This window comes from Georgenia sp. 311 (genome assembly GCF_006151955.1).
Taxonomy (GTDB): domain Bacteria; phylum Actinomycetota; class Actinomycetes; order Actinomycetales; family Actinomycetaceae; genus Oceanitalea; species Oceanitalea wutianyii.
In genome coordinates, this window is sequence record NZ_VDFS01000017.1 from 56192 (window position 1) to 80505 (window position 24314).

Consider the following 24314-nt stretch of genomic DNA (forward strand, 5'->3'; position numbering starts at 1 on the left):
GCTGCCTCCTATTTCGCTGTCCGGAAGGCCTGGATACCCGCCGCGACGATGATGATGACTCCCTTGACGAGGAGCTGGATGTTCGAGTCGACGTTGTTGAGCGCGAGCATGTTGTTGAGGATCCCGAGGAGCAGTGCGCCGGCGATCGTCCCGGCGACGGTGCCGACCCCGCCCATGAGACTGGTGCCGCCGATGACGACGGCGGCGATGGCGTCGAGCTCGTAGCCGATGCCGGCGTTCGGGCTGCCCTGGTTGAGCTGGCCGGCCTGGATGATCCCGGCGAGCGCCGCGAGCAGGCCGGAGATCGCGAAGACAGTGACCTTGACCCGGGTGACGTTGATCCCCGAGAGCCGCGCGGCGCGCTCGTTGCCGCCGAGCGCGTAGACGTGCCGGGCGAAGACGGTGTTGCGGACCACGAGCAGCGCGATGACCGCCACGCCGAGGAAGATGAGTGCCGGGATCGGCACGGTGCCGTTGAACGTGCGGGAGTTGAGCAGGGCGAAGCTCTCCGGGACGTGGCCGGGGCCGTCGCCGTAGGCGAGCGGGACGCCTTGGCCGCCGGACCAGATGCGCGCGAGTCCTCGGGCGATCTGGAGCCCGGCGAGGGTGACGATGAAGGACTGGATGCCGAGCTTGGCGGTGATGAGCCCCTGCATCGCCCCGAACGCCGTGCCCATGAGGAGGATGAGCGCGACGGCCGGCAGCACCCCGTAGTCGTCGACCATGAGGAGGCTGGCCACGCCGGTGGCCGAGAGCCCGAGCACGGCCCCCACGGACAGGTCGATGCCGCCGATGAGGATGACGAAGGTCATCCCGATCGCGATGATCCCGATCTCCGAGGTGGCCCGGACGATGTTCAGCAGGTTCTCGGTCGCCAGGAAGACGGTCTCGCCGCCCCGTCGCGGTGAGAAGACGATGGCGGCGATGAACACGAGGATGAGCGCGACGTAGCTCTGCAGAGCGAAGAAGCGTTCCGGGATCGTGAACCTGCGGCGCTCGTTCTCCGCAGGGGCGCTCGTGTCGGGTGCGACGGTGTTCATCTCGACTCCACGGGGCGTGTTCCGACGTTCTCGTCGTCCGAGGCGTTCTCGGGCCTGCTCGTGTGCTCCATGCCGGCGGCGGCGAGCAGCCTCTCCTCAGTCGCCTCGGCCGCGGGCATCTGGGTGACGACCCTCCCCTCCCGCAGGACTGCGATCCGGTCACAGGTACCGAGCAGCTCGGGCAGCTCGGAGGACGCGAGGAGCACGGACACGCCCTCGGCGGTGAGGGTGGCGAGGAGCCGGTAGATCTCGGACTTCGCGCCGACGTCGACGCCCCGGGTGGGCTCGTCGAGGAGGAGCACGCGCGGCTCACGCAGGAGGTTGCGTCCGAAGACCACCTTCTGCTGGTTGCCGCCGGAGAGCGTGCCCACGAGGGTCTCCGGCGACTGCGTCTTGATCCGCAGGTCGGTCACGGTCTCGCTCACCTTGGACCGCTCGGCCCGCTTGGAGCGCCACCCGAACCTGGCGAGCTCGTGGAAGACGCTGAGGAGGATGTTCGCCGCGACCGAGCTCTTCATCACCAGGCCGGCGGCACGGCGGTCCTCGGGGACGTAGCCGATGCCGTGCCGGATCGCCGAGCGCGGGGAGTGGATCACGACCGGCTCGCCGTCGAGCTGGATGGTGCCGCGCAGGCGGCCGCCACCGAGGCCGTACACGGCCTCGAGGAGCTCGCTTCGGCCGGCACCGAGCAGCCCGGCGAGCCCGACGATCTCCCCGCGGCGCACCTCGAGGTCGATGCCGCTCGGCTCGGACCGGGAGGCGCCCGGACCGGCGTCGAGGCGCAGGTCGCGCAGACGGAGGCGGACGTCGTCCCCGGGCGGGGGCCGGTCGGGGAAGACCTGGTCGAGCGGCTTGCCGATCATCATCCGGATGACCTCGCCGGGGAGGGTGGAGGCGACGTCGAACGTGCCGACGTTCTCGCCGTCGCGCATGACGGCGCCGCGGTCGGCCACCTGGGCGATCTCGTCCATGCGGTGGGAGATGAAGACGACGGCGACGCCGCGGCGTCGCAGCCCGGGCACGATGTCGAAGAGCTTGGTCACCTCGGTCTCCGAGAGCGCCGAGGTGGGCTCGTCCATGACGAGGATGCGCGCGTCCAGCCGCAGCGCCTTGGCGATGGCGACCATCTGCTGCTCACCGACCCGCATGGACTGCACCTGCCGGGACGGGGAGATGGTGATGCCGATGTCGTCGAGCAGCGCCTTGGTCTCGCGTTCCATGGCGCGGCGGTCCAGCAGGCCGAACCTGCGTTGCTCGTCACCGAGGAACACGTTGTCGGTGACGCTGGCGCCGGGGACGAGGTCGAGCTCCTGGTGGATCATCGCGACGCCGGCGGCCTGCGCGTCCGACGGTGAGGAGAACCGCCGTTCCTCACCGCCGATGCGGATCGTGCCGGCGTCCGGCTCGATGACGCCGGCGAGGACGTTCATCAGCGTCGACTTGCCGGCGCCGTTCTCCCCGAGGAGTGCGAGCACCTCACCCCGGCGCACCTCCAGGTCCACGCCCCTGAGCGCACGGACCCCGCCGAACCGCTTGACGATCCCGCTCATCTCGAGGACGGGACCCGCCGACCCTGCCGCGTCGGACGACCGCACGCTGCCTCCCCCATTGAAGACTGTGGTGCTAGTAATCGATTACAGACTTTACCCAAGCCCGCCCACGCTGACAAGGATCAGCACGCACCGACCGTCGACAGCTCCCCGCCCCGTCCGACGGGCGGGAGCAACCCGCAGGCTTCTCCTGCCTAGCCCGCGAGCGACGTGGCGCCGCACAGGTGGACCTGCACACCGAGACGGTCGAACATCGCAGCCTTGACCTCCAGCGCCTTGTCGGCGGTGGCGGCGTCGGGCGCGTAGACGACCTGGATGTGGTTCGCCTTGTGGCGCGCCATGAACTGGTCCCGGCTCACGCCGTGGAGCACGGCGTGCATGACCGGCCACTCCGGGTTGGTGGCCCGCTTGCGCCGGTCGCTCTCCTCCGGTGAGAGCGCGACCGACGAGCCGCGGCCGATGTCGACGTGCAGCCGCCCACCCGCGATGTAGACGCGCGACCACACGATCTCCCCCGGGCGGGAGACGCCGTTGAGCGTGGCGCCGCCCGCCGGGAAGAACACCGGCCCCTGCCGCCACCCCTCGGCGGCGGCGTACCCGCCGTCGAGGTGGGACGCCGGGACAGATCCGGAGATCTCGAACGTCCAGACGTACTCTCCGTCGTACTCCTCGCCCCACCGCACGTCGTGGAGCGTCGTCGCCGGGTCCAGCCCCATCGCACGCCACACCCGGTGGGTGAGGAGCGCGTCGACGGCGACCCCTTCGTCCACCTCGTTGAAGTGCGGCAGCGCCCGGCCCTCCCAGAGCACCCGTGCGCCGTCGCGGCTCGTCACCGGCGGGCGATCGTCGTTGTTGAGCAGACCCTCGACCAGGTCGGAGGCCGGGGAGAGGTTCTTCAGACCCTGCTGGTACTGGATCCCGACGGCGTCGAGCCCGAAGTCGTCGCTCAGCCGGAGCACGGCGACGTACATCTTGTACTGCCACCGCAGCTGGGCCTCGGTGAGCTCGGTGGCCTCGTCGGTACCGATCCGGAAGGTCATCCCCGCGTCGCGGAGCCACTGCCCGACGCCGTCGGCCTCCTCGTCGGCCACCTGCCGCATCTGGGCCCAGAGCTCGCTCTGGGAGAGGCGCTCCTTGTAGATCCCGATCGGGTTGAGCAGCTCGTCGTCGATGATGGCGTTGTACATGCCCATGCAACCCTCGTCGAAGACGCCGATGATCGCCTTCTCGGCGAGCAGCTGCTCGGCCAGGGTGACCCCGAGCCCCGCCTCGGGGGTGTCGGTGAGCGCGGGCAGGTCGCGGACGTGGGAGGCGTCCTGCGGCACGGTGCCGCGCTCGAGCCAGCCGGCCACGCCCTGGCGGAACCACTCGTCACTGCCGTCGACCGTCCAGATCGTCGAGTACTCCTTGCCCATCTTCGTCAGGCCGCCGTTGAGGCCGAGCAGGCCGACGAGCCCGGGCCAGTCCGGGAGGAAGTTGGCGACCGTGAGGATCGGGCCCTCGTGGGTGCGCAGCCCGGGCAGGACGTGGTGGGAGTACTGCCAGGTGCCGACGGCGACGACGAGCGGCACGTCGCGCGGGACGGTCGCGAAGACCTCCAGGCCCATCCGCTGGCTGGAGATGAAGCCGTGGCCGGCCCCGGGGGCCACGTCGAGGGCACGCACCACCCGGTACCCCCGGGCGGTGATCACGTCGGTGATCATGCGCTCGAGCGCCTCCTGGACGGGCCAGCTCGCGGTGTTCGCAGACTCGCGGCCGTCGCCCGAGGAGACGAGGTAGACCGTGTCCGGCTCGGCCGCCGGCGGACGGGTGATCGTGGGCAGCTCGTAGGTGGTGGTCATGGTCCCTCCTGCGGAACGATGGCCGGCCGACACTCGTGGCCGGCCAGGGCATGGGTGGTCGGTTCCGGACGCCGCGGGAGGGCTCGAGGCGCGGCTCGCAGGCGCCCGACCGCGCGGCCGACGGCCCCGTGGGCATCGACGAGCACCGCTGTGCCGATCGACGTCCCTACATCCACCTCGATGCTGACCCGCATGGGGCTGAGGCTGTCAGAAATCGATTACACCTGTCAACGGCCGACGGACGTGCCGGTACCACCCGGCCGTCACGGGCGGCACGGCGTCGCCTCTACGGTGCGCCGAGCAGCACCTTCGTCTCCGGCGCGGCGGCGCTTCCGTGGATGCGGTCGACGAGCAACCGGGCGGCGGTCACGCCCATCTCGCGCGGCTGCAGCGAGAGGTGGAAGACCTCGTCGACGTCGGACGTGGCGAAGGGCAGGTCACCGATGATGCCGACGTCGACGTGCGGGCCGGACCACCCGGCGAGGACCTGGAGCACGCCGACACCGACGAGGTTGTTCGTCGCGAGGACGGCCTCGGGCGGCGTCGGTGCGGCGAGGAGATCGGCCATGGCCGAGCGCCCGCCGTCGACGCGGAAGTTCGCGTACACCAGACGACTCGACGAGAGCCCGGCTTCCTCGAGCGCGTCACGCCACCCCGTGGCGCGCTCGACGGCGGTCGGGGTGGTCCGCGGCCCGGTGATGCACGCGATGTCGCGGTGCCCGCGGGCGATGAGACCCTCAGCCGCCCTGCGGCCGAGGGAGTAGTTGTCGAACACGACCTGGTCGACGTCGTCGCGCACCGCCCGGTCGATGACGACGACGGCACGGTCACGGCGGATCAGCCGGGAGAGGTCCGGGGCCGCGTCCCCCGCCGGCGCGAGGATGACCCCTGCCATGTTCTCGTGCTCGGCGACGGCGAGGTAGAGGCGCTCCTTGGCGACGTCGTCGTCGGCGTTGCAGAGCACCACGGAGAGGCCGGCGGCGCGTGCCACGTCCTCGACTCCGCGGGCGACGGACGTGAAGAACGGGTTCTCGACGTCCGGGATGATCAGCGCGATGACGTCACTGAGCTGGCGGCGCAACGAGCGTGCCGTGCGGTTCGGGGCGTAGTCGAGCTCGGCGACCGCCACGCGGACCCTGTTCTCGAGGTCCGACCGGACCTTGACCCCGTTGAGCACGCGGGAGACCGTCGCCGTGGAGACGCCCGCGTGCGCGGCGACGTCAGCTATCCGGACCATGGGGCTCCTCGCTCAGGTGCCAGCCAGGGTAACCGGCGGCCACACGGAGGGCGTAGCCGCCCGCACGCCTCAGCGCGCCGCCACCTGCCGCAGGAAGCTCTCGACGATCCCGCCCGCGGCGATCGAGCCGTGGCCACCGCCCTGGACGAGGGCGGCGACGGCGAGGTCGCCCTGCGTGGCGATCATCCACGAGTCCACCCGGTAGGAGTCCCCCGCCCCCACCTCGGCCGAGCCGGTCTTCGCGTGGACCGGCTCCCCGGGCACGTCGGCGAGCAGGATCCCGGTGCCCTCCTCGACCACCGCGCGCATGTAGCGCGACAGCACCTCGGCCTCCTCCGCGGTGAGCGGCACGGCCGGGGGCGTGGCGGCAGCGCCGTCGGCGACCTCCTCCGGCCCGAGGACCAGGCGGGGCGTCACCGCCGCGCCGGCCCGCACCGAGGCCGCGACCGTGGCCATGGCGAGCGGGGAGGCGAGCACCTCCCCCTGCCCGATGAACGCGGCGGCGAGCTCGGTCTCGGTCGTCTCGGTCGGCACGGAGCCGGTGAACGCGCCCCAGCCGGTCTCCAGCTGCTGCCCGAGGCCGAGGGCCGCGGCGGCGTCGGCGAGGTCCTGCGCGCTCACGCCGTCCCGCGCGTTGATGAGCGCGGTGTTGCACGACTGCGCGATCGCGTCGGTCATCGCGACGTCCCCGAGGTGGGTGGCCGGGTAGTCGGGGTAGTTGGTGATGCCGTAGCCCGCGACCGTGACGTCCGGGGTGCAGGAGACGACGTCGTCGGGCCCCACGCCGGCACGCAGCAGCGCGAGCGCCGTCACCACCTTGAACGAGGACCCCGGCGCGAGCGTCGCGAGGGCGGCGAGGTTCTGCCCCTCGGTGCCCGCGCTGTTCGCCACGGCGAGCACCTCGCCGGTCGAGGGGCGGATGGCGACGAGCCCGGCCGGGGCCTCGGTCCCGGCGAGCGCCTCCTCCGCGGAGGTCTGCACCGCGGTGTCGAGCGAGAGCTGGACGTCGGCGCCGTCGACCGGCTCCCGGGCGAACACCTCCGACTCGGCCCCGCCGGCGGCGGTGCGGACGACGGCGAGACCCGAGGTGCCGCGCAGCTGCGCGTCGAAGGTGCGCTGCAGCCCGGAGAGCCCGACGACGTCCCCCGCCTGGACGGCGCCCTCGGACTCCTCGACGATCTCGGCGGTCGCCTCCCCTGCCCGGCCGAGCAGCGGGCGGGCCCAGGCGGACGTGGGCGCGAGCGGCAGCTCGTCCGGCACCGCGACGGCACCGGGCACGCCCTCGAGCGCGGCGAGGTCGACGTCCTGCGAGCCCTCGCGCACGGTGATGATCTCGACGAACGCCCGCGGTCCGGCGGCGAGGACCCGCTCGGCGTAGCCGGCGGTGTCCTCGAGCCCGACGACCTCCGCGAGGGCGACGGCGCCGGCGCGGACGTCGTCGTCGCTCGCCCCCTCGGGGAAGCGGGTCTTGTCGATCCCGACCCGCCGGACCGGGCGGTCGGTGACGATCGGGGTGCCCGCGCCGTCGAGGATGTCCCCGCGCTCGGGCACCGTGCGGGCGAGGCTGAGCGTGGCGCCCCCGCCGAGTCCCTCGGCGAGCACGCGCTCGTCGTACTCGGGGGTCCACGCGCCCTCGTCGTCCTCGTGGAGGCGGGCGCGGGTCTCGTAGGTCCAGTCGCTCTCGCCGTCGGCGTCGAGGTCCCAGGCCCAGCCGAGGGTGACGTCGGCGGTGCGCGGGCCGTCCTCGCCGGTCGTCTGCGGCTCCCCGACGGCGACGACGTCGACCACGCGCGGGAGGTCGACGAGGTTGGTGAGCGGGACGGCGAGGTCGGTGCTCCCCCACGTGCCCGACTCCAGCGTCGTCGCCAGCCGCGCGGCTGCCGCGGCGACCCGCTCCGTGGGGTCCTCCTCCGCGCTGCACGCCCCGAGGGCGCCGGAGGCGACGAGAAGGAGGGCGGTCGGGGCTGCGGCGTGGCGGATGCTCCAGGTCACAGGCCGAAAGTCTGGCACGGAGGAGCCGCAGGTCGAGGTCATTTCGGGGTGCCCCGTCCTGCGCGTCGGCCGGGGGCCAAGGCGGACGCCCGAGAGGGCGGTCAGCGGACGTGGCGGTAGAACGCCCGCAGGTCCTCCACGAACAGCTCGGGCACCTCGAGGGCCGGGAAGTGCCCGCCGCGCTCGTGCTCGGCCCAGTACCGGAGGTCCGGGAAGCGGCGCTCGGCCCAGCGTCGGGAGGGCCGGGGAACCTCCGCCCCGAAGACCGAGGCCCCTGCGGGCACCCGGACCACCGGCTCGTCCTGCCCGCCGAGCCAGCCGGCCACCTGCCCGATGCTCTCCGCGTAGAGCCGGGCCGAGGAGGCTGCGGTGCGGGTGAACCAGTACAGGCTCACCTGGTCCAGGACCTGGTCGTCGGTGAGCCCGGGCGGGCCCGTCCAGGCGAGGAGCTTCTCCCCGAGCCAGGCGCACAGCCCGGCCGGTGAGTCGGTGAGCGCGTAGCCGACCGTCTGCGGCGCGGTCCGGTGCACCTCGGAGTACGCCGACGACTCCCGCCCCCGCTGTGCCAGCTCGGCGAGCGCCGCCCGCTCCTCGGGGCTGGGCGGACCGCCGTCGGGTCGGGGGCCGGCGAGCGGTGGCACGAGGTGGACCCCGGCGACGCGCGCCGGGTCGAGCACGCCGAGCGTCGCCGACACGCTCGTCCCCCAGTCGCTGCCCGCGGCGCCGTACCGGTCGTACCCGAGCAGCGCCATGAGCCGTGCCCAGGCGCGCGCGACGCGCTCGATCCCCCAGCCGCGCGTCGTCGGCCTGCCGCTGAACCCGTACCCGGGCAGCGAGGGGATGACGACGTCGAACGCGTCCTCGGCCCGGCCACCGTGCGCCGGCGGGTCGGTGAGCGGCCCGACGAGCGACAGCAGCTCGAGCACCGAGCCGGGCCAGCCGTGGGTGAGGACCAGCGGGAAGGCGCCGGGGTGCGGCGAACGTGCGTGCAGCAGATGAAGATCGAGCCCGTCGACGGTGACGAGGTACTGCGGGACCGCGTCGAGCCGCGCCTCGGTGGCCCGCCAGTCGTAGCCCTCGGCCCAGCGCCGGCACAGCCGCTGCACGACCTCGAGCGGGATCCCCTGCTCCCAGCCGGGCGCCGGCGCGGCCTCGGGCCAGCGGGTGCGCCGTAGTCGGTCGCGCAGGTCGGCGAGCTCTGCCTCGGGCACCGCGACCCGGAACGGGCGCAGGCCGGGCAGGTCACCGGTCACCGGCGCCTGCTCGACCATGCGGGCACCGTAGTCCCCACCGGCCGGCCCCGCCCGCGTCGGGACGCGCGCCCTCGAGAGAGCTGGGCGCGTCCGGGCCCCGGCCGCGGGGTGCCACCCCGCGACCGGGGCCCGAGCAGGTCGTCCGTGATCGAGAGTTCAACCAGAGCACCACTCCCCCCTCTTCCGCCGGCAGGTCCGGTCAGACGTCGAGCGCGACGGTCTCCCGCCCGTCCTCGACGGAGAAGGCGCCTCTGGTGAACGGCGTGGGGCGCAGCACCCGGTAGACGGCGCCGGACCCGAGCACCTGCGTCTCCACGACGTCGAAGCTGGAGGCCGTCGCCCCGTCCCGGAAGAGCCGCTTCCCCTCGCCCACGACCACCGGGAACTCGATGATCCGGTACACGTCGACCAGGCCCGCCTCGTGCAGCGCCTGGACGAGCCGCCACGACCCGTGGACCTGCAGCTCTCCCCCGGGCCGGTTCGTGAGCTCCCGGACCCGGCCTGCGACGTCGTCGGCGATGACGCTCACCGTGTTGGCCCAGGACGGGGCGGTGACCGTCGTCGAGACGAGGTGCTTGGGGCTGCCGTTGAGCACGGCGGCGACGGCGTCGTCCGGGTCGGTGACCTGCGGCCAGTACCCCGCCATGAGGTCGTAGGTGGTGCGGCCGAAGAGCAGCTCGGTGGTCCGGGCGAACCAGCTGTCCACGACCCGGCCGAAGTCCTCCTCCATGAACGGGACGACCCATCCGCCGCGGTCGAACCCGCCGCTCGGGTCCTCCTCCGGGGAGCCGGGCCCCTGCATGACGCCGTCGAGGCTGGCGAAGGTGTGGACGGTGAGCTTCATGGTGGGTCCTTTCGGGCACATCGGACACGTCGCCATTACCCGACCGCGCTCCCGGCGAGAACTCATCGCCCCTCCGGCCGGCGCCGTCCGGAATCTGCCACCAAGTCCGCGACACGCCCGCGACACGCCGCGCACTGCCGCCCCGGAGGCCTCCTCGACGGGACTTCGTGGCAGGTTCTGACGCCCACCACCCACGCATCGACCGGTTCCCGCCCGGCCGGCCGCGCTCGTCACTACGCTCGGCGGGATGATCGCTGAGCTGGACTACGACATGATGGGCACCCGCCTGCGACAGATCGGCGAGCACCGCATCGACTACGCCCTGTTCGGCTCCCTGCCCGTCTCGCTCGGGTACCTCATGCTCGACTACGACAGGGTCGGTCACCGGCTGCGCCAGGTGGGCGACCACCGCATCGAGTACGACGTCCTGGGCACCCGGCCCTCCCACGTCGGCGAGCACGAGATCGAGTACGACCTCGTCGGCATGCGGCTGCGCCGTATCGGGGACGTGCCGGTCGAGTACGACATGGCTGGGATGCGGGTCCACCGCATCGGCCCCTTCACGGTCGAGTACGACCGCATGGGCTCCCGCCCGGCCTGCCTCGTGCCCGACGGTGACGAGCAGCTCGACGAGTGGATGTGCATCGTCGCGTTCCTCGTCCTCGAGGCCTTCGCGCCGGAGTCCTGAGAGCCGCCGACGCCGGTCCCGGCAGGCCGGGTGGCGCGCCGAACCTGCCCACAAGTCCTCGCGTCCGGGCGCGGGAAGCGCCGTCCAGCGGCGTGTCGCGCGCGTGTCGCGGACGTGGTGGCAGGTTCCGGTCGCCGTGAGCGGCCCGGACCGGCCGGGCGGCCCGCGGCCTCACTCCCTCGCTCGTCGTCCGACGACCTCGAGGTAGTGCGGGTTGTGCATGACGCCGAGGACGTTCCCGAACGGGTCGACGAACGACGCCGTGGTGAACCCCTGGGCGCGCGGGGTGACCGGCTCGTACTCGGTCGCCCCCATCGCGAGCAGGCGCTGCGCCGTCCCGGGCAGGTCGTCGACGTGCCAGAACACCACGGCTCCACCAGGCGGGTTGGACGCCCCGGCGGGCGCGTACCGGCGGTCGATGAACCCGAGCTCGTCCTCGTCGTCGCCGACCCGGAACTCCACGTACGCGGGCTCGGCCGGCGGGGGTGGGTAGGCGTAGTACGGCTGTACGCCGAACAGCTCGGCGTACCAGGCGACGGCCTCGGCCAGGTCGTCGGCGTAGAAGCTGGTCGTGGCGAACCCTCGAAACATCGGTGCTCCCCCTTCTCGGGCGGCCGGAGGGTCCGGCCACGATGAGACCATCACAGGACGCGGTCAGGGACTGGCCGCAACCTCTCGTACGGGCCGGTACCAGGACACGACCACGCCGGAGGACAGGGCGCGGGACCTGGTGAGGCGGAGGTCGGACGGCGCGAAGCCGTCGGAGAACAGCCGCTTCCCCGTGCCCAGGACGACGGGGTAGCGCGCGAGCCGGTACTCGTCGACCAGCCCGTGCGCGGCCAGCGTCCGCACCAGGCGCGTGCTGCCCCAGACCCGGACCTCGCCGTCCACCTCCTCCCGCACCCGGCGGACCGCGCCCGGCACGTCCTGCCCGAGGAGGTGGGACCCGGCCCAGCCGAGCCGCGTCAGCGTCCGCGAGGCGACGTACTTCGGCACCCTGTTGTAGCGCCGCGTCAGCTCGCCCTGGAAGCCTGGGGCGTTCTCGTCCCACACCCCCCACGAGCCGGCGAAGATCTCGTACGTCCGCCGCCCCAGCAGGAGCGCCCCGGTCCTGCCCTCCCACTCCCGGACGAGACCCCCCATCTCCGTGCCGCCGTGCTCGGTGTCGTACCTCGCCTGCCATCCTCCGTGCGGGAACCCGCCGTCGGTGTCCTCCTCCGGCCCGCCTCCTGCCTGGACGACGCCGTCGAGCGTCACGAACGCCTGCACCACGATCAAACCCATCCGGTTCTCCCTTCCTCCCCCTGCCGACCCTGCCAGGACGACGAACTCATCGGAATACGCCGGAGGCGACCGTGTTGTCCCCGGAATGAAGAACATCGGCTTCCTGTCCTTCGGCCACTGGGCTCCCTCGCCGCAGTCGCAGGTGCGCTCCGCACGCGACGCGCTCGTGCAGTCGATCGAGCTCGCGGTCGCGGCCGAGGAGCTCGGGGCCGACGGCGCCTACTTCCGCGTCCACCACTTCGCCCGCCAGCTCGCCTCGCCGTTCCCGCTGCTCGCCGCGATCGGCGCCCGCACGAGCCGCATCGAGATCGGCACCGGCGTCATCGACATGCGCTACGAGAACCCGCTGTACTTCGCCGAGGACGCCGGCGCCGCCGACCTCATCTCCGGCGGGCGGCTCCAGCTCGGCGTCAGCCGCGGCTCACCGGAGCAGGTGGTCCGCGGCTACGAGTACTTCGGCAACGTCCCCGACGCCGGCACCTCCGACGCCGACATGGCCCGCTCCCGCACGCTGCGCCTCCTCGAGGTGCTCGACGGCGAGGGCTTCGCCGAGCCGAACCCGCGCCCGATGTTCCCCAACCCGCCCGGGCTGCTGCGCGTCGAGCCGCACTCCCCCGGGCTGCGTCGGCGGGTCTGGTGGGGCGCGGGGTCGCGGGCCACCGCGGAGTGGGCGGCCGAGCACGGGATGAACCTCATGAGCTCCACCCTGCTCACCGAGGACACCGGGATCCCCTTCCACCTGCTGCAGGCCGAGCAGATCCAGCGCTACCGCGACGCCTGGCGCGCTGCGGGCCACGACTGGGAGCCGCGCGTCTCGGTGAGCCGCTCGATCTTCCCGCTCGTCACCGACCAGGACCGCGAGCTCTTCTGGCGCGACACGCACTCCACCGACCAGGTCGGCCGGCTCGAGGGCGGGCTCGCCCGCTTCGGCAGGTCCTACGCGGGCGAGCCGGACCGGCTGGTGGAGGAGCTCGCGGCCGACGAGGCGGTGGCCGCGGCGGACACCCTGCTGCTCACGGTGCCGAACATGCTCGGCGTGGACTACAACGCCCACGTCGTCGAGGCGGTCCTCACCCACCTCGCGCCGGCCCTGGGGTGGCGATGACCGACCTCGCCGCAGCGGCATGGGCAGGTGAGGAGTCGCTGCTGAGCCCGGCCGTGCGCGCGGACCGCTCGCGCCTGGAGCCGCTGCTCTCCGCGGACTTCACCGAGATCGGGCAGTCGGGCAGGTGGTGGGGCCGGGAGGAGATCCTCGCCGAGCTCACCGGCGAGTCGCTGCCGCCCGGGCCCGCGACGCTCACCGAGCGAGCGGCACGCGAGGTCGGGCCCGGCACGCTCCTCCTCACCTACCGGCTCGACCTCGGCACCGGCGCGAGCCGCCGATCCTCGCTGTGGTGCGAGGAGGACGGCGCCGTGCGGTGCGTCTTCCACCAGGGCACGCCGCTCCCGGGCTGAGCGGCGGCGCCGCCGAGCCCCCGCCGCCCGGCAGGGGGTCGGTCAGCGCGCCTTGCGGCGATCGAGGACGACGGCCGCGGCGTAGCCGAGGAGCAGGACCGCGGCGAGCCACGCGAGGGCGACCCAGATGTCCGTCCCCACGGGCGTCCCGGCGAACAGGGAGCGCAGCGTGTCGACGACCGGCGTCACCGGCTGGTGCTCGGCGAACCACGCGACCGGTCCTGGCATGCCGTCGGTCGGGACGAAGGCCGAGCTGAGGAACGGCAGGAAGATCAGCGGGTAGCCGAACGCACCCGCGCCGTCGACCGTCCTGGCACTGAGCCCGGCGACCACCGCGAGCCAGGTGAGGGCGAGGGTGAAGAGCGTGAGGATCCCGACGACGGCGAGCCAGGCACCCACGGACGCCCCGGTGCGGAAGCCGATGAGGAACGCGACGCCGACGACGAGCGCCACCGAGACGGCGTTCGCAACCAGCGACGTGAGGACGTGGGCCCACAGCACAGCGGGCCGGGCGACCGGCATCGACCGGAAGCGGTCGACGATCCCGCCCGCGAGGTCGAGGAACAGCCGGTAGGACGTGTAGGCGACGCCCGAGGCGATGGTGATGAGCAGGATGCCCGGCAGGAGGTAGTCGACGTACCGGCCGCCGGTGTCGATGGCGCTGCCGAGGACGTAGACGAAGAGCAGCATGATCGCGACAGGCGTGATCGCCGTCGTGATGATCGTGTCCGGGCTGCGCAGGACGTGGCGCAGCGAGCGCCCGGTGAGGGCGCGGGTGTCCGCGAGGGCGTGGGTGGCCATCACCGGTCCCTCCTCACCGACACACCGCTGGCGTCCTCGGCGGGCTCCCCGACCAGGACGAGGAAGACCTCCTCGAGGGTGGGCTGCTTCTCCACGTACTCCACGGTCGCCGGCGGCAGGAGCGCCTTGAGCTCGGCGAGCGTGCCGTGCTGGACGATCGTGCCCCCGTGGAGGATCGCGATCCGGTCGGCGAGCTGCTCGGCCTCCTCGAGGTACTGCGTGGTGAGGAGGACGGTGGTGCCGGCGTCGGCCAGCCGCTTGACGGTCCGCCACACCTCGGCGCGCCCCTGCGGGTCCAGGCCCGTGGTCGGCTCGTCGAGGAAGACGACGGGCGGGTCGCCGACGAGGCTCATCGCGATGTCGAGGCGGCGGCGCATGCCGCCGGAGTACTCCCCCGCCCGGCGCCCGCCGGCGTCGGTGAGGGACATGCGGTCGAGCAGCTCGTCGGCGACGGCTCCGGGGTTCGGCAGGTGGCGCAGCCGCGCGACGAGCACGAGGTTCTCCCGCCCGGTGAGCACGTCGTCGACGGCGGCGAACTGGCCGGTGAGGCTGATCGACTCGCGGACAGCGGCGGGCTCGGCGAGGACGTCGTGCCCGTGGACGACGGCGCTGCCCGCGTCCGGTCGCGTGAGCGTGGAGAGGATCCGCACGAGCGTCGTCTTGCCGGCGCCGTTGGAGCCGAGGAGGGCGAGGATGCTGCCCGCCGCGACCTCGAGGTCGACGCCGCGCAGGACGTCGAGCCCCTTGAAGGACTTCCTGATCCCGCGCACCCGGACGGCGGGCTCGCGGGTGGTCGCGGTCATGCGTCCGTCCCCTTCTCCTGGGCGGTGGCGCCCTCGATCGCCCTCGTGAGGCGGGCGCGCTCCTTGTCGAGCCACTGCTTGCCGACGTAGGCCTGGGCGAACGTCTCGGCGAAGTCGACCGGGTCCTCCCCGACGATGTCGCGGACCGGCGTGCCGTCGACGGCGGCGCGCTCCCAGAGGTCGGCGAGGTCGGTGACCATCGTCGTGAGCGCGTCAGCGGCGGTGACGGCCCCGTAGTACATGAGGTACCGGTGCATCGCCCGGGCCGCGGTGCGCTGCGGCTCGGGCAGCCCGTCGATGCGGGCCTTGTCCTGCCGGTACTGCCTCTTCTCCTCCAGCGAGCCCGTGAGGGCCTCGTACCACTTTCCTGTCATCGTGCTCCCCCTTCGTGCGTGTCGTCGTCGAGCTGGGCGATGCGTTCGGCGAGGAACCTCCAGGTGGCCCAGAACTCCGCGAGCCGGGTGCGGCCGGCGGCGTTGAGCGAGTAGACCTTGCGGGGCGGGCCCTTCTCGGACGGGACCTTCTCCACCTCGACGAGGCCGCGCTGCTCGATGCGCACGAGCAGGGCGTAGACGGTGCCCTCGGCGATCTCGGCGAAGCCGCGGTCGCGCAGGCCCGTGGTGATCTCGTACCCGTAGGCGGACCGCTCGTCGAGCATCGCGAGGACGATCCCCTCGAGGGTCCCCTTGAGCATCTCCGTCAGCTGGCTGGCCACGCGACCACCTCTACCTAGTAACGCCGGGTACTGGTACACAGTAACGCTAGGTACCGGTACTTAGCAACACTTGGTAGATCCCGTTCTGGCGGTCGCGCAGCGCCGTCGTTACGCTGGCCCGATGCCGCCGGCCTTCACCCCACCGCCCACCTTCACCACGCGCCCCACCCTCCAGGGCACCTTCGGGATGGCGGCCTCGACGCACTGGATCGCGACGGCGACGGCCCAGTCCGTCCTCGAGCGCGGCGGCAACGCCTTCGACGCCGCCGCGGCGGCCGGTTTCGTCCTCCACGTCGTCGAGCCGCACCTCAACGGGCCGGGCGGGGACATGCCGGCGATCTTCGTGACGGCCGACGCCCCGGGCGACCCGGTGGTCCTCATGGGGCAGGGTCCGGCGCCCGCCGGCGCCACCCGGGAGCACTACCGCGGCCTGGGCCTCGACCTCGTCCCCGGCGCCGGCGCCCTCGCCGCGGCCGTGCCGGGCGCCGTCGACGCCTGGCTGCTGCTCCTGCGCGACCACGGCACCTGGGACCTCGCCGACGTCCTCGCCCCCGCGATCGGGTACGCCCGCGACGGCCACCCCGTCCTGCCCGCGACGTGCCGCACCATCGCCGCCGTCGCCGACCTCTTCCGCGAGCACTGGCCCACCTCGGCCGCGCTGTGGCTCCCTGGCGGGCGCGTCCCGCGGCCCGGTGAGCTCGTCCGCAACGAGGCGTACGCCCGCACCCTCGAACGCCTCGTCGGGGCGGGCGGTGCCGGTGACCGGGAGAGCCGGATCGAGGCGGCGCGGGCCGCGTGGCGCGAGGGGTTCGTCGCCGAGGAGGCCTCCCGGTTCGCCGCCGTCCCCCACCGCCACTCCGACGGCGGCACCTACGCCGGGGTCATCACGCCCGCGGACTTCGCCGCCTTCACCGCGGGCTACGAGCCCGCGGTCACCGCCGAGTTCCGTGGCCACACGGTCGCCAAGACCGGCCCGTGGGGGCAGGGGCCGGCGCTCCTGCAGATGCTCACCCTGCTCGACGGCCTCGACGACGAGCGCCTCGACCCGTCCACCGCGCTCGGCGCACACACCGTCCTCGAGGTCCTCAAGCTCGCCCTCGCCGACCGCGACGCCTACTACGGCGACGACGACGACGCACGGGCCGCCCTCGACGTCCTCCTCTCCCCCGGCTACGCCGCCGAGCGTCGCGCGCTCATCGGGGAGACCGCCTCCGCCGAGCTGCGGCCGGGCGTCGTCCCGGGCCGCGAGCCGTTCCGCCCGCCACTGCGCGAGACAGACGACGCGCAGGTCGCCGGCGTCGGCGAGCCGACCGTCGGCACGGGCGGCGAGCAGCGCGGGGACACCTGCCACGTCGACGTCGTCGACCGGTGGGGCAACATGGTCTCCGCGACGCCCTCGGGCGGGTGGCTGCAGTCCTCCCCGACCGTCCCCGGGCTCGGCTTCTGCCTGGGCACGCGGCTGCAGATGACGTGGCTTGAGGACGGCGCCCCGTCCTCGCTCCAGCCCGGGCGCCGTCCGCGCACCACGCTCACGCCCACGCTCGTGCTGCGCGACGGTCACGCCGTCACCGCACTCGGCTCCCCCGGCGGCGACCAGCAGGACCAGTGGCAGCTGCTCTACCTGCTCCGCACGATCGTCGGCGGGTACGGCCCGCAGGAGGCCATCGACGCCCCGGCGTTCCACACCCGCTCGATGCCCGACTCGTTCTGGCCGCGCACGTGGGACCCGGCGCGCGCCGTCGTCGAGGACCGGCTGGGCGAGGACGTCATCGCCGAGCTCGAGCGGCGGGGCCACCGCGTGACGCGCGCCGGCGACTGGTCCCTGGGGCGGCTGTCCGCCGTCACCCGGGACCCGGCCACCGGGCTGCTCGGCGCGGCTGCCAACCCGCGCGGCATGCAGGGCTACGCCGCCGGCCGCTGACGGTCTGCCCGACGGCCCGGCGCCCTCAGCACCGCAGGCCCCGCACCTGTGTGGTGCGGGGCCTGCGGCGGTGAGCGGTCAGGTCAGAGCTGCGCGGGGCCGGCGGCCACGGCGGCCTGCTCCGCCTTGGTGAGACGCTCGGACCGGAGCTGCTCGAGGACGTCGCGCTCGGCGTCGGCCTCGGGCGCGGCGGCCTGCATCCGCATCATGCGCTGCGCGGCCTGCTCGGCGAACTGGCCCTGCAGCTCGCCGCGGACGCGGTTGTTGCTCGCCTCGACGGACTCGTTGCCGGTGCCCGCGAGGTTGCGACGGATGATGTTGTCCGAGACCTGCACGTGGCCGGTCGTGCCGGACACGGTGACGTTCCCGCCCCAGACGCTGCTGCCGCCCTCGCACTCGCCGAGCGCGCCGCCGGAGCCGAGCTGGACGCCCACGTTGTTGCTGGCGAAGGTCGCGTGGCCGTCGACCTCGCTGCCGCAGACGAGCGCACCGAACTCCGAGCCGGTGACGGTGAGCGCGCCGGCGACGACGGAGTCGAGGATGTCGGTGTACTGGGTGTCGGTCGTCTCCACCGCGCGGTTCGCGTAGGAGCTCTCGAGCAGGAGGGATCCGCCGGTGGCCGCGACGCGCCCGTTGAACTCCGCCCCGTAGGTCCACAGGAAGCTCTCGGCGTTGTCACGTGCGTTGCCGTTGTAGGCGTTGAGGGTCGTGTCGTCGAGGTAGATCCCGAAGCCGCCGTTGTTCGCGACGTTCCCGGTGACCGAGGAGTTCACGAGGTCGAGGTAGGCCCCGGCCTGGACGTTGACGTTGCCGTTGACCGTGAGGCCGTCGGCGACGAGGTCCGCGTCCGCGGCGACGCGCACGTTGCCGTTGACGATCGTGTTCTCCAGGGAGCAGGCCTTGCCCGCCCTCACGACGAGGTCGCCGGGGATCGTGACGTCGGCAGCGTGCCCGTTGCAGTTGGTGGTGAGGGCCGCCTGGGCCGGCACCGCAGCCCCGAACCCGGCGAGCGCGATGCCGCCGATGAGGACGCTGGCAAGTCTCTTACGCATGGTTTCTCCTTGTGCTGAGGTAGATACCCGGCGACGCGACGCCGCGCGCGCGGGCGGTGGACGGAGGGTGGCGCCGTGGGCCCGGCTGGCCCGCGCGCTGTCGTCAGCGTGCTGGCGGTGAGGCGTGCCGCCCTGGGCGCGGCAGCAGCCGGTGAGACGCTCCAGCAGCGCGAGCCCCCACCCTCGGGCGCGGCACTGCCGGTGTCCCCACCGCTGCACCCCACCGCGAACACGCAATCCGTGACCTCATGTGTCACTCCCTGCCCTTTGACGACATCAATGTCGGGGCAACCCCCGGGAGAGAGTCAAGCGGCTAAGGCGGCAAACGGCAACCCCCTTTGGGTAAATCGACACGCAGAAGGATCCCAACACGCGCCCAAGTCCGCAGGTCGGTCGCCGTCCGTCCCACCGATGCGCGCGGTGCCGTCCACCATGCGGGCGACCCGTCGGCGCGCAGGACGAGCGACCGGGCAGCTCCGGACGAGCCGCGCCATCCCGCCGGTTCTGCGAAAACTACTTCCGTGTGACCGGTACTGACTTCTCGTCTTTTGCTTGACGCTCGTCGGAAGGGGGCCTACTGTCGGCCCGATTGGTGTTATTTGCCTCACGCCTCGGTAGTCGCAACGACGCGCTCGCCCACCAGCAACGCGTCGTCGTCGGGGGGACCTTCTGCCGGCGAGGTGCGCAGACCGTGGTGTCGTGTCACGACGACAGGAGCCTCCATGACCGACACACCCACCACGCCGCAGGCCGACTCAGGCTTCTCGCGGCGCAGCATGCTCGCCGGTGCGGCAGCTGCCCTCTTCGTCCCGGCGACCGCCGCGGCGCTGGGCGGCACGTCCGCCGCCGCCGCAGCGACCGCACCCCTGTCGCGCTCGCTCGCGACCCCGGAGGGGACGACGCACCGGATCACCATGTACGTCGAGGACCTCGGCGGCGGACAGTTCGGCTACGGGCTCGCGCCCGGCCAGGCGACGATCCCCGGACCCGTCCTCGAGATGTACGAGGGCGACACGATGGAGATCACCCTCGTCAACACGACCCAGAGCACCGTCTCCATCCACCCGCACGGCGTCCTGTACACCACCGACTCCGACGGCGCCCCGATGAACGACTCGTTCAACCAGCCCGGCGAGACCCGCACCTACACCTGGCGCACCACCGGGGAGAAGTCGCTCGGCCGCTGGGCCCGTCCCGGGACCGCCGGCTACTGGCACTACCACGACCACGCGATGGGCACGGTGCACGGCTCCGGCGGCATCGCCGCGGGCCTCTACGGCGGGCTCGTCGTCCGCCGTCGCGGCGACATCCTGCCCGACCGCCAGTTCACGATGGTGTTCAACGGGATGCTCATCAACAACAAGCTCGCGCCGAACACGCCGATGTTCGAAGCCAACCACGGGGAGACCGTGGAGTTCATCTGCATCGGCCACGGCGACATGTTCCACACCTTCCACCTGCACGCCCACCGTTGGGCCAACACCCGCACCGGGTACCTCGAGGGTCCCCGTGACTCCAGCCAGATCATCGACAACCGGGACCTCAACGGTGGGGACTCCTTCGGCTTCCAGGTGATCGCAGGCGAGGACGTCGGCCCGGGGGCGTGGATGTACCACTGCCACGTCCAGTTCCACTCCGACGCCGGGATGGCGGGCATCTTCCTCGTGCGCAACGCGGACGGCTCCATGCCCGACGGCGCGCAGGAGGCCATCGACCGGTTCCACGGCCACGAAGGAGGTCACTGAGCAGTCGCACCACCCGGCCGCCACAGGCCGCCGGACCAGCACGTTGTACTCCAAAGGGGGAGAGTTGAGCACAACACCACGAGTCCAACCCGGCACAGGCGGTTCCTACCGCCTCAGACGCGCCGGGGTCCTCACGGCCAGCGCCGCGCTCATGCTGACCATGTCCGCCGGTCCCGCGCTCGCCGCGCCGGGCGCGGACCGTGCCGAGCGGACGGGCGGGACGGCCAAGGCGGTCGCGACCGCCGCGCAGGCGGCCACGGACGTCGCCGTCCTCGTCTACCACGGCGACCCGGAGGTCCAGGAGGACCCGGTCGTCGAGGCCGCGACGACGATCACCGAGCTCGGTGAGGAGCACGGCTTCGAGGTCACCGTCACCGACGACGCGACCGCCTTCACCGACGAGAACCTCGACGGCTACCGCGGCGTCGTCTTCCTGTCCGCCGAGGGCAACGACCTCGACGTCGACCAGGAGGCCGCCCTCCAGGACTTCATCAACGACGGCGGAGGCTTCCTCGGAGTCCGCGACGCCGTCACCGCCCAGGCCGAGTCGCAGTGGTTCACCGGCCTGCTCGGCGCCCGCCCCGCGGGCATCCGGCCCACGCCGCAGGCGGTCACGAGCATCTCCGCGAGCGCCGAGAACCCGCCGAACGAGACCGCGGCCAACCTCATCGACGACGACGAGGGCACCAAGTGGCTCGGCTTCGTCCCGACGGCGACGATCACCCTCGAGCTGGCCGAGCCGGCCGTCATCACGAGCTACGTCATGACCTCGGCGAACGACTCCGCGGGCCGTGACCCGGAGACCTGGACGATGCGCGGGTCGGTCGACGGCCAGACGTGGGTCGACCTCGACACCCGCAGCGACGACTTCCCCCAGCGCTTCCAGCGCAAGACCTACGAGATCGAGAACTCCGCGGAGTACAAGTTCTTCCAGCTCGACATCACGAAGAACTCCGGCGAGGGTCTCACCCAGCTCGCCGACTGGCTGCTCTTCACCGACGAGTCGGCCAACCCGCCGGACGTCGAGATCCCCGTGCAGGAGGCGACCGTCAACGTCGTCGACCGCCAGCACGTGGCGAACGCGGGTCTGCCGCTCAACTGGACGCGTTCGGACAAGTGGTACAACTGGCAGGAGAACCCGATCGGGCAGGTCCACACCGTGGCCCAGGTCCAGGAGTGGGACTACGACGCCGGGTCCAGTGCCAACGGCGCCTTCCACCCGATCTCGTGGTGCCGTGACTACGACGGCGGCCGGTCCTTCTACACCGGCATGGGCGGCACCGCGGAGAGCTACTCCGAGGACGGCTTCCGCAGCCACCTGCTCGGTGCGATCCAGTGGTCCACCGGCATCGTGCGCGCCGACTGCCAGGCGACGATCGGCTCGAACTACGAGATCGAGCGTCTGACGTCGACCAACACCCCCGGCACGCTCGACCAGATCGGTGAGTCGCACGGCCTGTCCGCCGCGCCGGACGGCACGATCTTCTACGTCGGCCGCGGCGCCTGCCCCACCGGCCCGATCCCCTCGTGGGACTCGGAGAACGTGGGCCTGGGCTGCGGCAGCATCCACCAGTGGGACCCGGAGACCCGTGAGGTCACCCTGCTCACCGTGCTCGACGTCTTCGGCAACCGCGGCAGCGGTGACGAGCTGACGAAGTCGGAGGAGGGCCTGTTCGGCATCGAGCCGGACCCGAACTTCGCCGAGAACAACTGGCTCTACGTCTACTGGATGCCCTACGACTCGATCGACACCGAGCAGCGCGTGGGCATGCGCACGATCTCCCGGTTCACCTACGACCCGGAGAACGTCACGATCGACCAGGAGTCCCGCGTCGACCTCCTCGAGTGGGAGACGCAGATCCACAGCTGCTGCCACGCCGGCGGCGGCATGGACTTCGACAGCGAGGGCAACCTCTACGTGTCCACCGGTGACTCGAACTCCTCCCAGGGGTCCGAGGGCTACTCGGGCAACAACTGGACCCAGGAGTACGCCGGGATCTCCTTCCAGGACGCGCGTCGCACGTCGGGCAACACCAACGACCTCAACGGCAAGATCATCCGGATCCACCCCGAGGACGACGGCACGTACACGATCCCCGAGGGCAACCTGTTCACCGGTGAGGAGGAGGGCGGCGGGAAGTCGCTCGCCGAGATCTACGTCATGGGTCTGCGCAACCCCTCGCGGCTGCAGGTCGACCCGGACACCGACTGGGTGACCACCGCGTGGGTCGGGCCCGACGCGGGCGGCCCGAGCCCCGAGCTCGGCCCGGCGAAGTACGAGACGGCCACGATCATCACCTCGGCCGGGAACCAGGGCTGGCCCTTCTGCATGGGCGACCGTCAGCCGTACCGTGACCGGAGCAACGAGGACGCCAGCGTCCTCACCGACTGGTACGACTGCGACGACCTGGAGAACACCTCGCCGCGCAACACCGGCCTGGTGGACATCCCCGACGCGCGGGACAACATGATCTGGTACTCCCCCGGTGGCGGTGGCCCGGTCTTCCCGCGTGACGAGAACGGCATCCCGAGCTACGACGCCGAGGAGGTCGTCTACACCCAGCCCTACCTGCGTGGTGGCGGCCAGGCGGTCATGTCCGGACCGACCTACCGCACCTCGCAGGTCGCCGAGGACAGCGACGTCGCGTGGCCGGAGTACTGGGAGGGCAAGTGGCTCATCGGTGACCAGTCCAACTCCAACAACCGCGTCGCGGTGACCCCGGACCCGGACGGCATCGAGGAGCAGTCTCCCCCGGCCTTCGCCGAGGACCTGCGCCACATCATCCGCGCCGGCGGCGGCAGCAACCAGCTGCAGAGCTGGATGGACGCGGAGTTCGGGCCGGACGGCGCGCTGTACATGCTCGACTACGGCAGCGCGTTCTTCACCCTGGACCAGAACCAGAAGCTCATCCGCGTCGTCTACAACGGCGGCCCGGCCACCCCGGCGCCGACCGCGCTGGCGACGAGCGTCCAGAGCAGCCCGCTCACGGTGCAGTTCACCGGCTCCCGCTCCGGCGGCGTGTCGTGGCAGTGGGACTTCGGGGACGGGAACACGTCCACCGAGGCCGACCCCCGGCACACCTACGACCGGATCGCGGACTACACCGCCACGCTGACCGTCACCTACGCGGACGGCTCGGTGGAGACGGTGGAGACCCCGGTCGTCATCGAGTGCGCCGTCCCCGACGCGCGTGACACGGTGTGGATCGGTGACGTCGACACGGGCGTGGCGAACCAGGACCTGGGCGGTTGCACCATCGCCGACCTCGTCAACGACGAGGGCGAGTGGGACAACAAGGGTGCCTTCGTCCGGCACGTCAACGACCTGGTGCGTCAGCTCCGGGCCGACGGCGTGCTCACCGGCCGCGACGCCGGACGCCTGAGCACCGCCGCGACCCGCGCCGACCTCTCTGAGGGCGGCTACCGCTGGCTCTTCGACGGCACGGACGACTCCCTCGACGGGTGGCGTCAGGCGCCGGGCGGGCACTTCGAGCTGCTCCCGGGCGGCTCGATCCTCAGCCAGGGTGGGCTCGGGATGCTGTGGTACGAGGAGGAGGAGTTCTCCGACTTCTCGCTCAAGCTGCAGTACCGCGACGTGTCCGAGGGCGACACGTACGCCAACAGCGGCGTGTTCATCCGCTTCCCGGACCCGACGGCCGCCGAGCAGCCCGAGTGCGGACAGAACCAGTCCGAGGCCTGGGTCGCGATCATGTGCGGTCACGAGATCCAGCTGTACGACGGCCCGACCGGCGAGCCGCAGAAGACCGGATCGGTCTACAACTTCTCCCCCACCACCCTCGAGGAGGCCGGTGTCACGGAGAAGGGCACGTGGAACGACTACGAGATCCGCGTCGTCGGCCAGCAGTACACGATCCTGCGCAACGGCGTGGTGATCAACGAGTGGGAGAACGCCCCCGGCCAGCAGTCCTCGCGCGCCGGCGACCCGCCCACCGACCTGCGCCAGTTCGCGAGCGGCTTCATCGGCCTGCAGAACCACGGCAACAACGACCTCATGGAGTTCCGCAACGTCCGCGTGAAGGACCTCTCCTAGGTCGTACCCGGACCGGTGCGGCGGGCGCCAGCCCGCCGCACC

General features: G+C 72.3%; 20 protein-coding genes. 6 read left to right on the forward strand and 14 right to left on the reverse strand.

The features are described 5' to 3' along the window. Window positions 1-8: 8 nt before the first annotated feature. The 7 genes from FHE66_RS02370 to FHE66_RS02400 all read right to left on the reverse strand — a co-directional run bounded on the left by FHE66_RS02370 (window position 9) and on the right by FHE66_RS02400 (window position 9757). Window positions 9-1040: an ABC transporter permease gene (locus FHE66_RS02370; RefSeq protein ID WP_139071390.1), complete on the reverse strand. Its 1032-nt coding sequence runs from the start codon at window positions 1038-1040 to the stop codon at window positions 9-11. After that, window positions 1037-2590, reverse strand: a complete 1554-nt coding sequence (locus FHE66_RS02375) for a sugar ABC transporter ATP-binding protein (protein WP_139071391.1) — start codon at window positions 2588-2590, stop codon at window positions 1037-1039. The genes FHE66_RS02370 and FHE66_RS02375 overlap by 4 nt, the downstream gene beginning before the upstream one ends. Window positions 2591-2784: 194 nt before the next feature. Next, the gene (locus tag FHE66_RS02380) at window positions 2785-4431 is read right to left on the reverse strand and encodes a fucose isomerase (protein WP_139071392.1); all 1647 of its coding nucleotides are present in this window, start codon (window positions 4429-4431) and stop codon (window positions 2785-2787) included. A gap of 286 nt (window positions 4432-4717) precedes the next feature. Then, on the reverse strand, window positions 4718-5668 hold the full coding sequence (locus FHE66_RS02385; RefSeq protein WP_139071393.1) for a LacI family DNA-binding transcriptional regulator: 951 nt from the start codon (window positions 5666-5668) through the stop codon (window positions 4718-4720). A gap of 69 nt (window positions 5669-5737) precedes the next feature. Next, a complete protein-coding gene (locus FHE66_RS02390; RefSeq protein WP_255303578.1) occupies window positions 5738-7660 on the reverse strand; it encodes a penicillin-binding transpeptidase domain-containing protein in 1923 nt (640 codons plus the stop codon). Window positions 7661-7761: 101 nt separating this feature from the next. Beyond that, entirely contained in the window at window positions 7762-8931 is a 1170-nt protein-coding gene (locus tag FHE66_RS02395) for an epoxide hydrolase family protein (RefSeq protein ID WP_139071395.1), read from the reverse strand. 181 nt (window positions 8932-9112) lie between these two features. Next, entirely contained in the window at window positions 9113-9757 is a 645-nt protein-coding gene (locus tag FHE66_RS02400; RefSeq protein ID WP_139071396.1) for a dihydrofolate reductase family protein, read from the reverse strand. Between the two features lie 247 nt (window positions 9758-10004). Between FHE66_RS02400 and FHE66_RS02405 the strand changes: the two genes are divergently transcribed. After that, window positions 10005-10445 carry a hypothetical protein gene (locus FHE66_RS02405; RefSeq protein ID WP_139071397.1) on the forward strand — a complete coding sequence of 147 codons (441 nt, stop codon included), beginning with the start codon at window positions 10005-10007 and terminating at the stop codon, window positions 10443-10445. 171 nt (window positions 10446-10616) lie between these two features. On the opposite strand, the gene FHE66_RS02410 is transcribed toward FHE66_RS02405, so the two are convergent. Next, window positions 10617-11036, reverse strand: coding sequence for a VOC family protein (locus tag FHE66_RS02410; RefSeq protein ID WP_139071398.1), 420 nt, complete (start codon window positions 11034-11036; stop codon window positions 10617-10619). Between the two features lie 63 nt (window positions 11037-11099). Further along, on the reverse strand, window positions 11100-11729 hold the full coding sequence (locus tag FHE66_RS02415) for a dihydrofolate reductase family protein (RefSeq protein ID WP_139071399.1): 630 nt from the start codon (window positions 11727-11729) through the stop codon (window positions 11100-11102). An 85-nt stretch (window positions 11730-11814) separates the two neighbouring features. Between FHE66_RS02415 and FHE66_RS02420 the strand changes: the two genes are divergently transcribed. After that, window positions 11815-12834 (forward strand): LLM class flavin-dependent oxidoreductase, encoded by a 1020-nt coding sequence (locus FHE66_RS02420; protein ID WP_139071400.1) that lies wholly within the window; start codon window positions 11815-11817, stop codon window positions 12832-12834. Next, complete coding sequence (locus tag FHE66_RS02425; protein WP_139071401.1) at window positions 12831-13184, forward strand: DUF4440 domain-containing protein; 354 nt, start codon at window positions 12831-12833, stop codon at window positions 13182-13184. The genes FHE66_RS02420 and FHE66_RS02425 overlap by 4 nt, the downstream gene beginning before the upstream one ends. Window positions 13185-13226: 42 nt before the next feature. Here FHE66_RS02425 and FHE66_RS02430 read toward each other — a convergent pair whose 3' ends face one another. Genes FHE66_RS02430 through FHE66_RS02445 form a run of 4 tightly spaced genes read right to left on the reverse strand, consistent with a single transcriptional unit; the run spans window position 13227 to window position 15503 of the window. Continuing rightward, window positions 13227-13985, reverse strand: coding sequence for an ABC transporter permease (locus FHE66_RS02430; RefSeq protein WP_139071402.1), 759 nt, complete (start codon window positions 13983-13985; stop codon window positions 13227-13229). Further along, window positions 13985-14788: an ABC transporter ATP-binding protein gene (locus FHE66_RS02435; protein ID WP_139071403.1), complete on the reverse strand. Its 804-nt coding sequence runs from the start codon at window positions 14786-14788 to the stop codon at window positions 13985-13987. The genes FHE66_RS02430 and FHE66_RS02435 overlap by 1 nt, the downstream gene beginning before the upstream one ends. Continuing rightward, on the reverse strand, window positions 14785-15162 hold the full coding sequence (locus tag FHE66_RS02440; RefSeq protein WP_139071404.1) for a DUF1048 domain-containing protein: 378 nt from the start codon (window positions 15160-15162) through the stop codon (window positions 14785-14787). Before FHE66_RS02440 ends, FHE66_RS02435 begins: the two co-directional genes overlap by 4 nt. Continuing rightward, complete coding sequence (locus FHE66_RS02445) at window positions 15159-15503, reverse strand: PadR family transcriptional regulator (RefSeq protein WP_139071405.1); 345 nt, start codon at window positions 15501-15503, stop codon at window positions 15159-15161. The genes FHE66_RS02440 and FHE66_RS02445 overlap by 4 nt, the downstream gene beginning before the upstream one ends. Window positions 15504-15624: 121 nt before the next feature. Here FHE66_RS02445 and FHE66_RS02450 point away from each other — a divergent pair, with 121 nt between their 5' ends. Beyond that, a complete protein-coding gene (locus FHE66_RS02450) occupies window positions 15625-17424 on the forward strand; it encodes a gamma-glutamyltransferase family protein (protein ID WP_255303579.1) in 1800 nt (599 codons plus the stop codon). Window positions 17425-17507: 83 nt separating this feature from the next. On the opposite strand, the gene FHE66_RS02455 is transcribed toward FHE66_RS02450, so the two are convergent. Continuing rightward, window positions 17508-18476 (reverse strand): hypothetical protein, encoded by a 969-nt coding sequence (locus FHE66_RS02455; protein WP_139071406.1) that lies wholly within the window; start codon window positions 18474-18476, stop codon window positions 17508-17510. A 722-nt stretch (window positions 18477-19198) separates the two neighbouring features. On the opposite strand from FHE66_RS02455, the gene FHE66_RS02460 reads away from it, so the two are divergent. Both FHE66_RS02460 and FHE66_RS02465 read left to right on the forward strand, forming a co-directional pair. After that, window positions 19199-20221: a multicopper oxidase domain-containing protein gene (locus FHE66_RS02460; RefSeq protein WP_230976414.1), complete on the forward strand. Its 1023-nt coding sequence runs from the start codon at window positions 19199-19201 to the stop codon at window positions 20219-20221. Between the two features lie 160 nt (window positions 20222-20381). Continuing rightward, on the forward strand, window positions 20382-24272 hold the full coding sequence (locus FHE66_RS02465) for a ThuA domain-containing protein (RefSeq protein ID WP_255303580.1): 3891 nt from the start codon (window positions 20382-20384) through the stop codon (window positions 24270-24272). Window positions 24273-24314: the final 42 nt, after the last annotated feature.

What these genes read in the sequence shown, in the direction of transcription:
- FHE66_RS02430 (WP_139071402.1), bottom strand. Translation starts at nt 13,985, where the DNA reads ATGGCCACCCACGCCCTCGCGGACACCCGCGCCCTCACCGGGCGCTCG.
- FHE66_RS02405 (WP_139071397.1), top strand. Translation starts at nt 10,005, where the DNA reads ATGATCGCTGAGCTGGACTACGACATGATGGGCACCCGCCTGCGACAG.
- FHE66_RS02440 (WP_139071404.1), bottom strand. Translation starts at nt 15,162, where the DNA reads ATGACAGGAAAGTGGTACGAGGCCCTCACGGGCTCGCTGGAGGAGAAG.
- FHE66_RS02460 (WP_230976414.1), top strand. Translation starts at nt 19,199, where the DNA reads ATGACCGACACACCCACCACGCCGCAGGCCGACTCAGGCTTCTCGCGG.
- FHE66_RS02425 (WP_139071401.1), top strand. Translation starts at nt 12,831, where the DNA reads ATGACCGACCTCGCCGCAGCGGCATGGGCAGGTGAGGAGTCGCTGCTG.
- FHE66_RS02465 (WP_255303580.1), top strand. Translation starts at nt 20,382, where the DNA reads ATGTCCGCCGGTCCCGCGCTCGCCGCGCCGGGCGCGGACCGTGCCGAG.
- FHE66_RS02380 (WP_139071392.1), bottom strand. Translation starts at nt 4,431, where the DNA reads ATGACCACCACCTACGAGCTGCCCACGATCACCCGTCCGCCGGCGGCC.
- FHE66_RS02415 (WP_139071399.1), bottom strand. Translation starts at nt 11,729, where the DNA reads ATGGGTTTGATCGTGGTGCAGGCGTTCGTGACGCTCGACGGCGTCGTC.
- FHE66_RS02455 (WP_139071406.1), bottom strand. Translation starts at nt 18,476, where the DNA reads ATGCGTAAGAGACTTGCCAGCGTCCTCATCGGCGGCATCGCGCTCGCC.
- FHE66_RS02375 (WP_139071391.1), bottom strand. Translation starts at nt 2,590, where the DNA reads ATGAGCGGGATCGTCAAGCGGTTCGGCGGGGTCCGTGCGCTCAGGGGC.
- FHE66_RS02435 (WP_139071403.1), bottom strand. Translation starts at nt 14,788, where the DNA reads ATGACCGCGACCACCCGCGAGCCCGCCGTCCGGGTGCGCGGGATCAGG.
- FHE66_RS02450 (WP_255303579.1), top strand. Translation starts at nt 15,625, where the DNA reads ATGCCGCCGGCCTTCACCCCACCGCCCACCTTCACCACGCGCCCCACC.
- FHE66_RS02385 (WP_139071393.1), bottom strand. Translation starts at nt 5,668, where the DNA reads ATGGTCCGGATAGCTGACGTCGCCGCGCACGCGGGCGTCTCCACGGCG.
- FHE66_RS02400 (WP_139071396.1), bottom strand. Translation starts at nt 9,757, where the DNA reads ATGAAGCTCACCGTCCACACCTTCGCCAGCCTCGACGGCGTCATGCAG.
- FHE66_RS02370 (WP_139071390.1), bottom strand. Translation starts at nt 1,040, where the DNA reads ATGAACACCGTCGCACCCGACACGAGCGCCCCTGCGGAGAACGAGCGC.
- FHE66_RS02420 (WP_139071400.1), top strand. Translation starts at nt 11,815, where the DNA reads ATGAAGAACATCGGCTTCCTGTCCTTCGGCCACTGGGCTCCCTCGCCG.
- FHE66_RS02410 (WP_139071398.1), bottom strand. Translation starts at nt 11,036, where the DNA reads ATGTTTCGAGGGTTCGCCACGACCAGCTTCTACGCCGACGACCTGGCC.
- FHE66_RS02395 (WP_139071395.1), bottom strand. Translation starts at nt 8,931, where the DNA reads ATGGTCGAGCAGGCGCCGGTGACCGGTGACCTGCCCGGCCTGCGCCCG.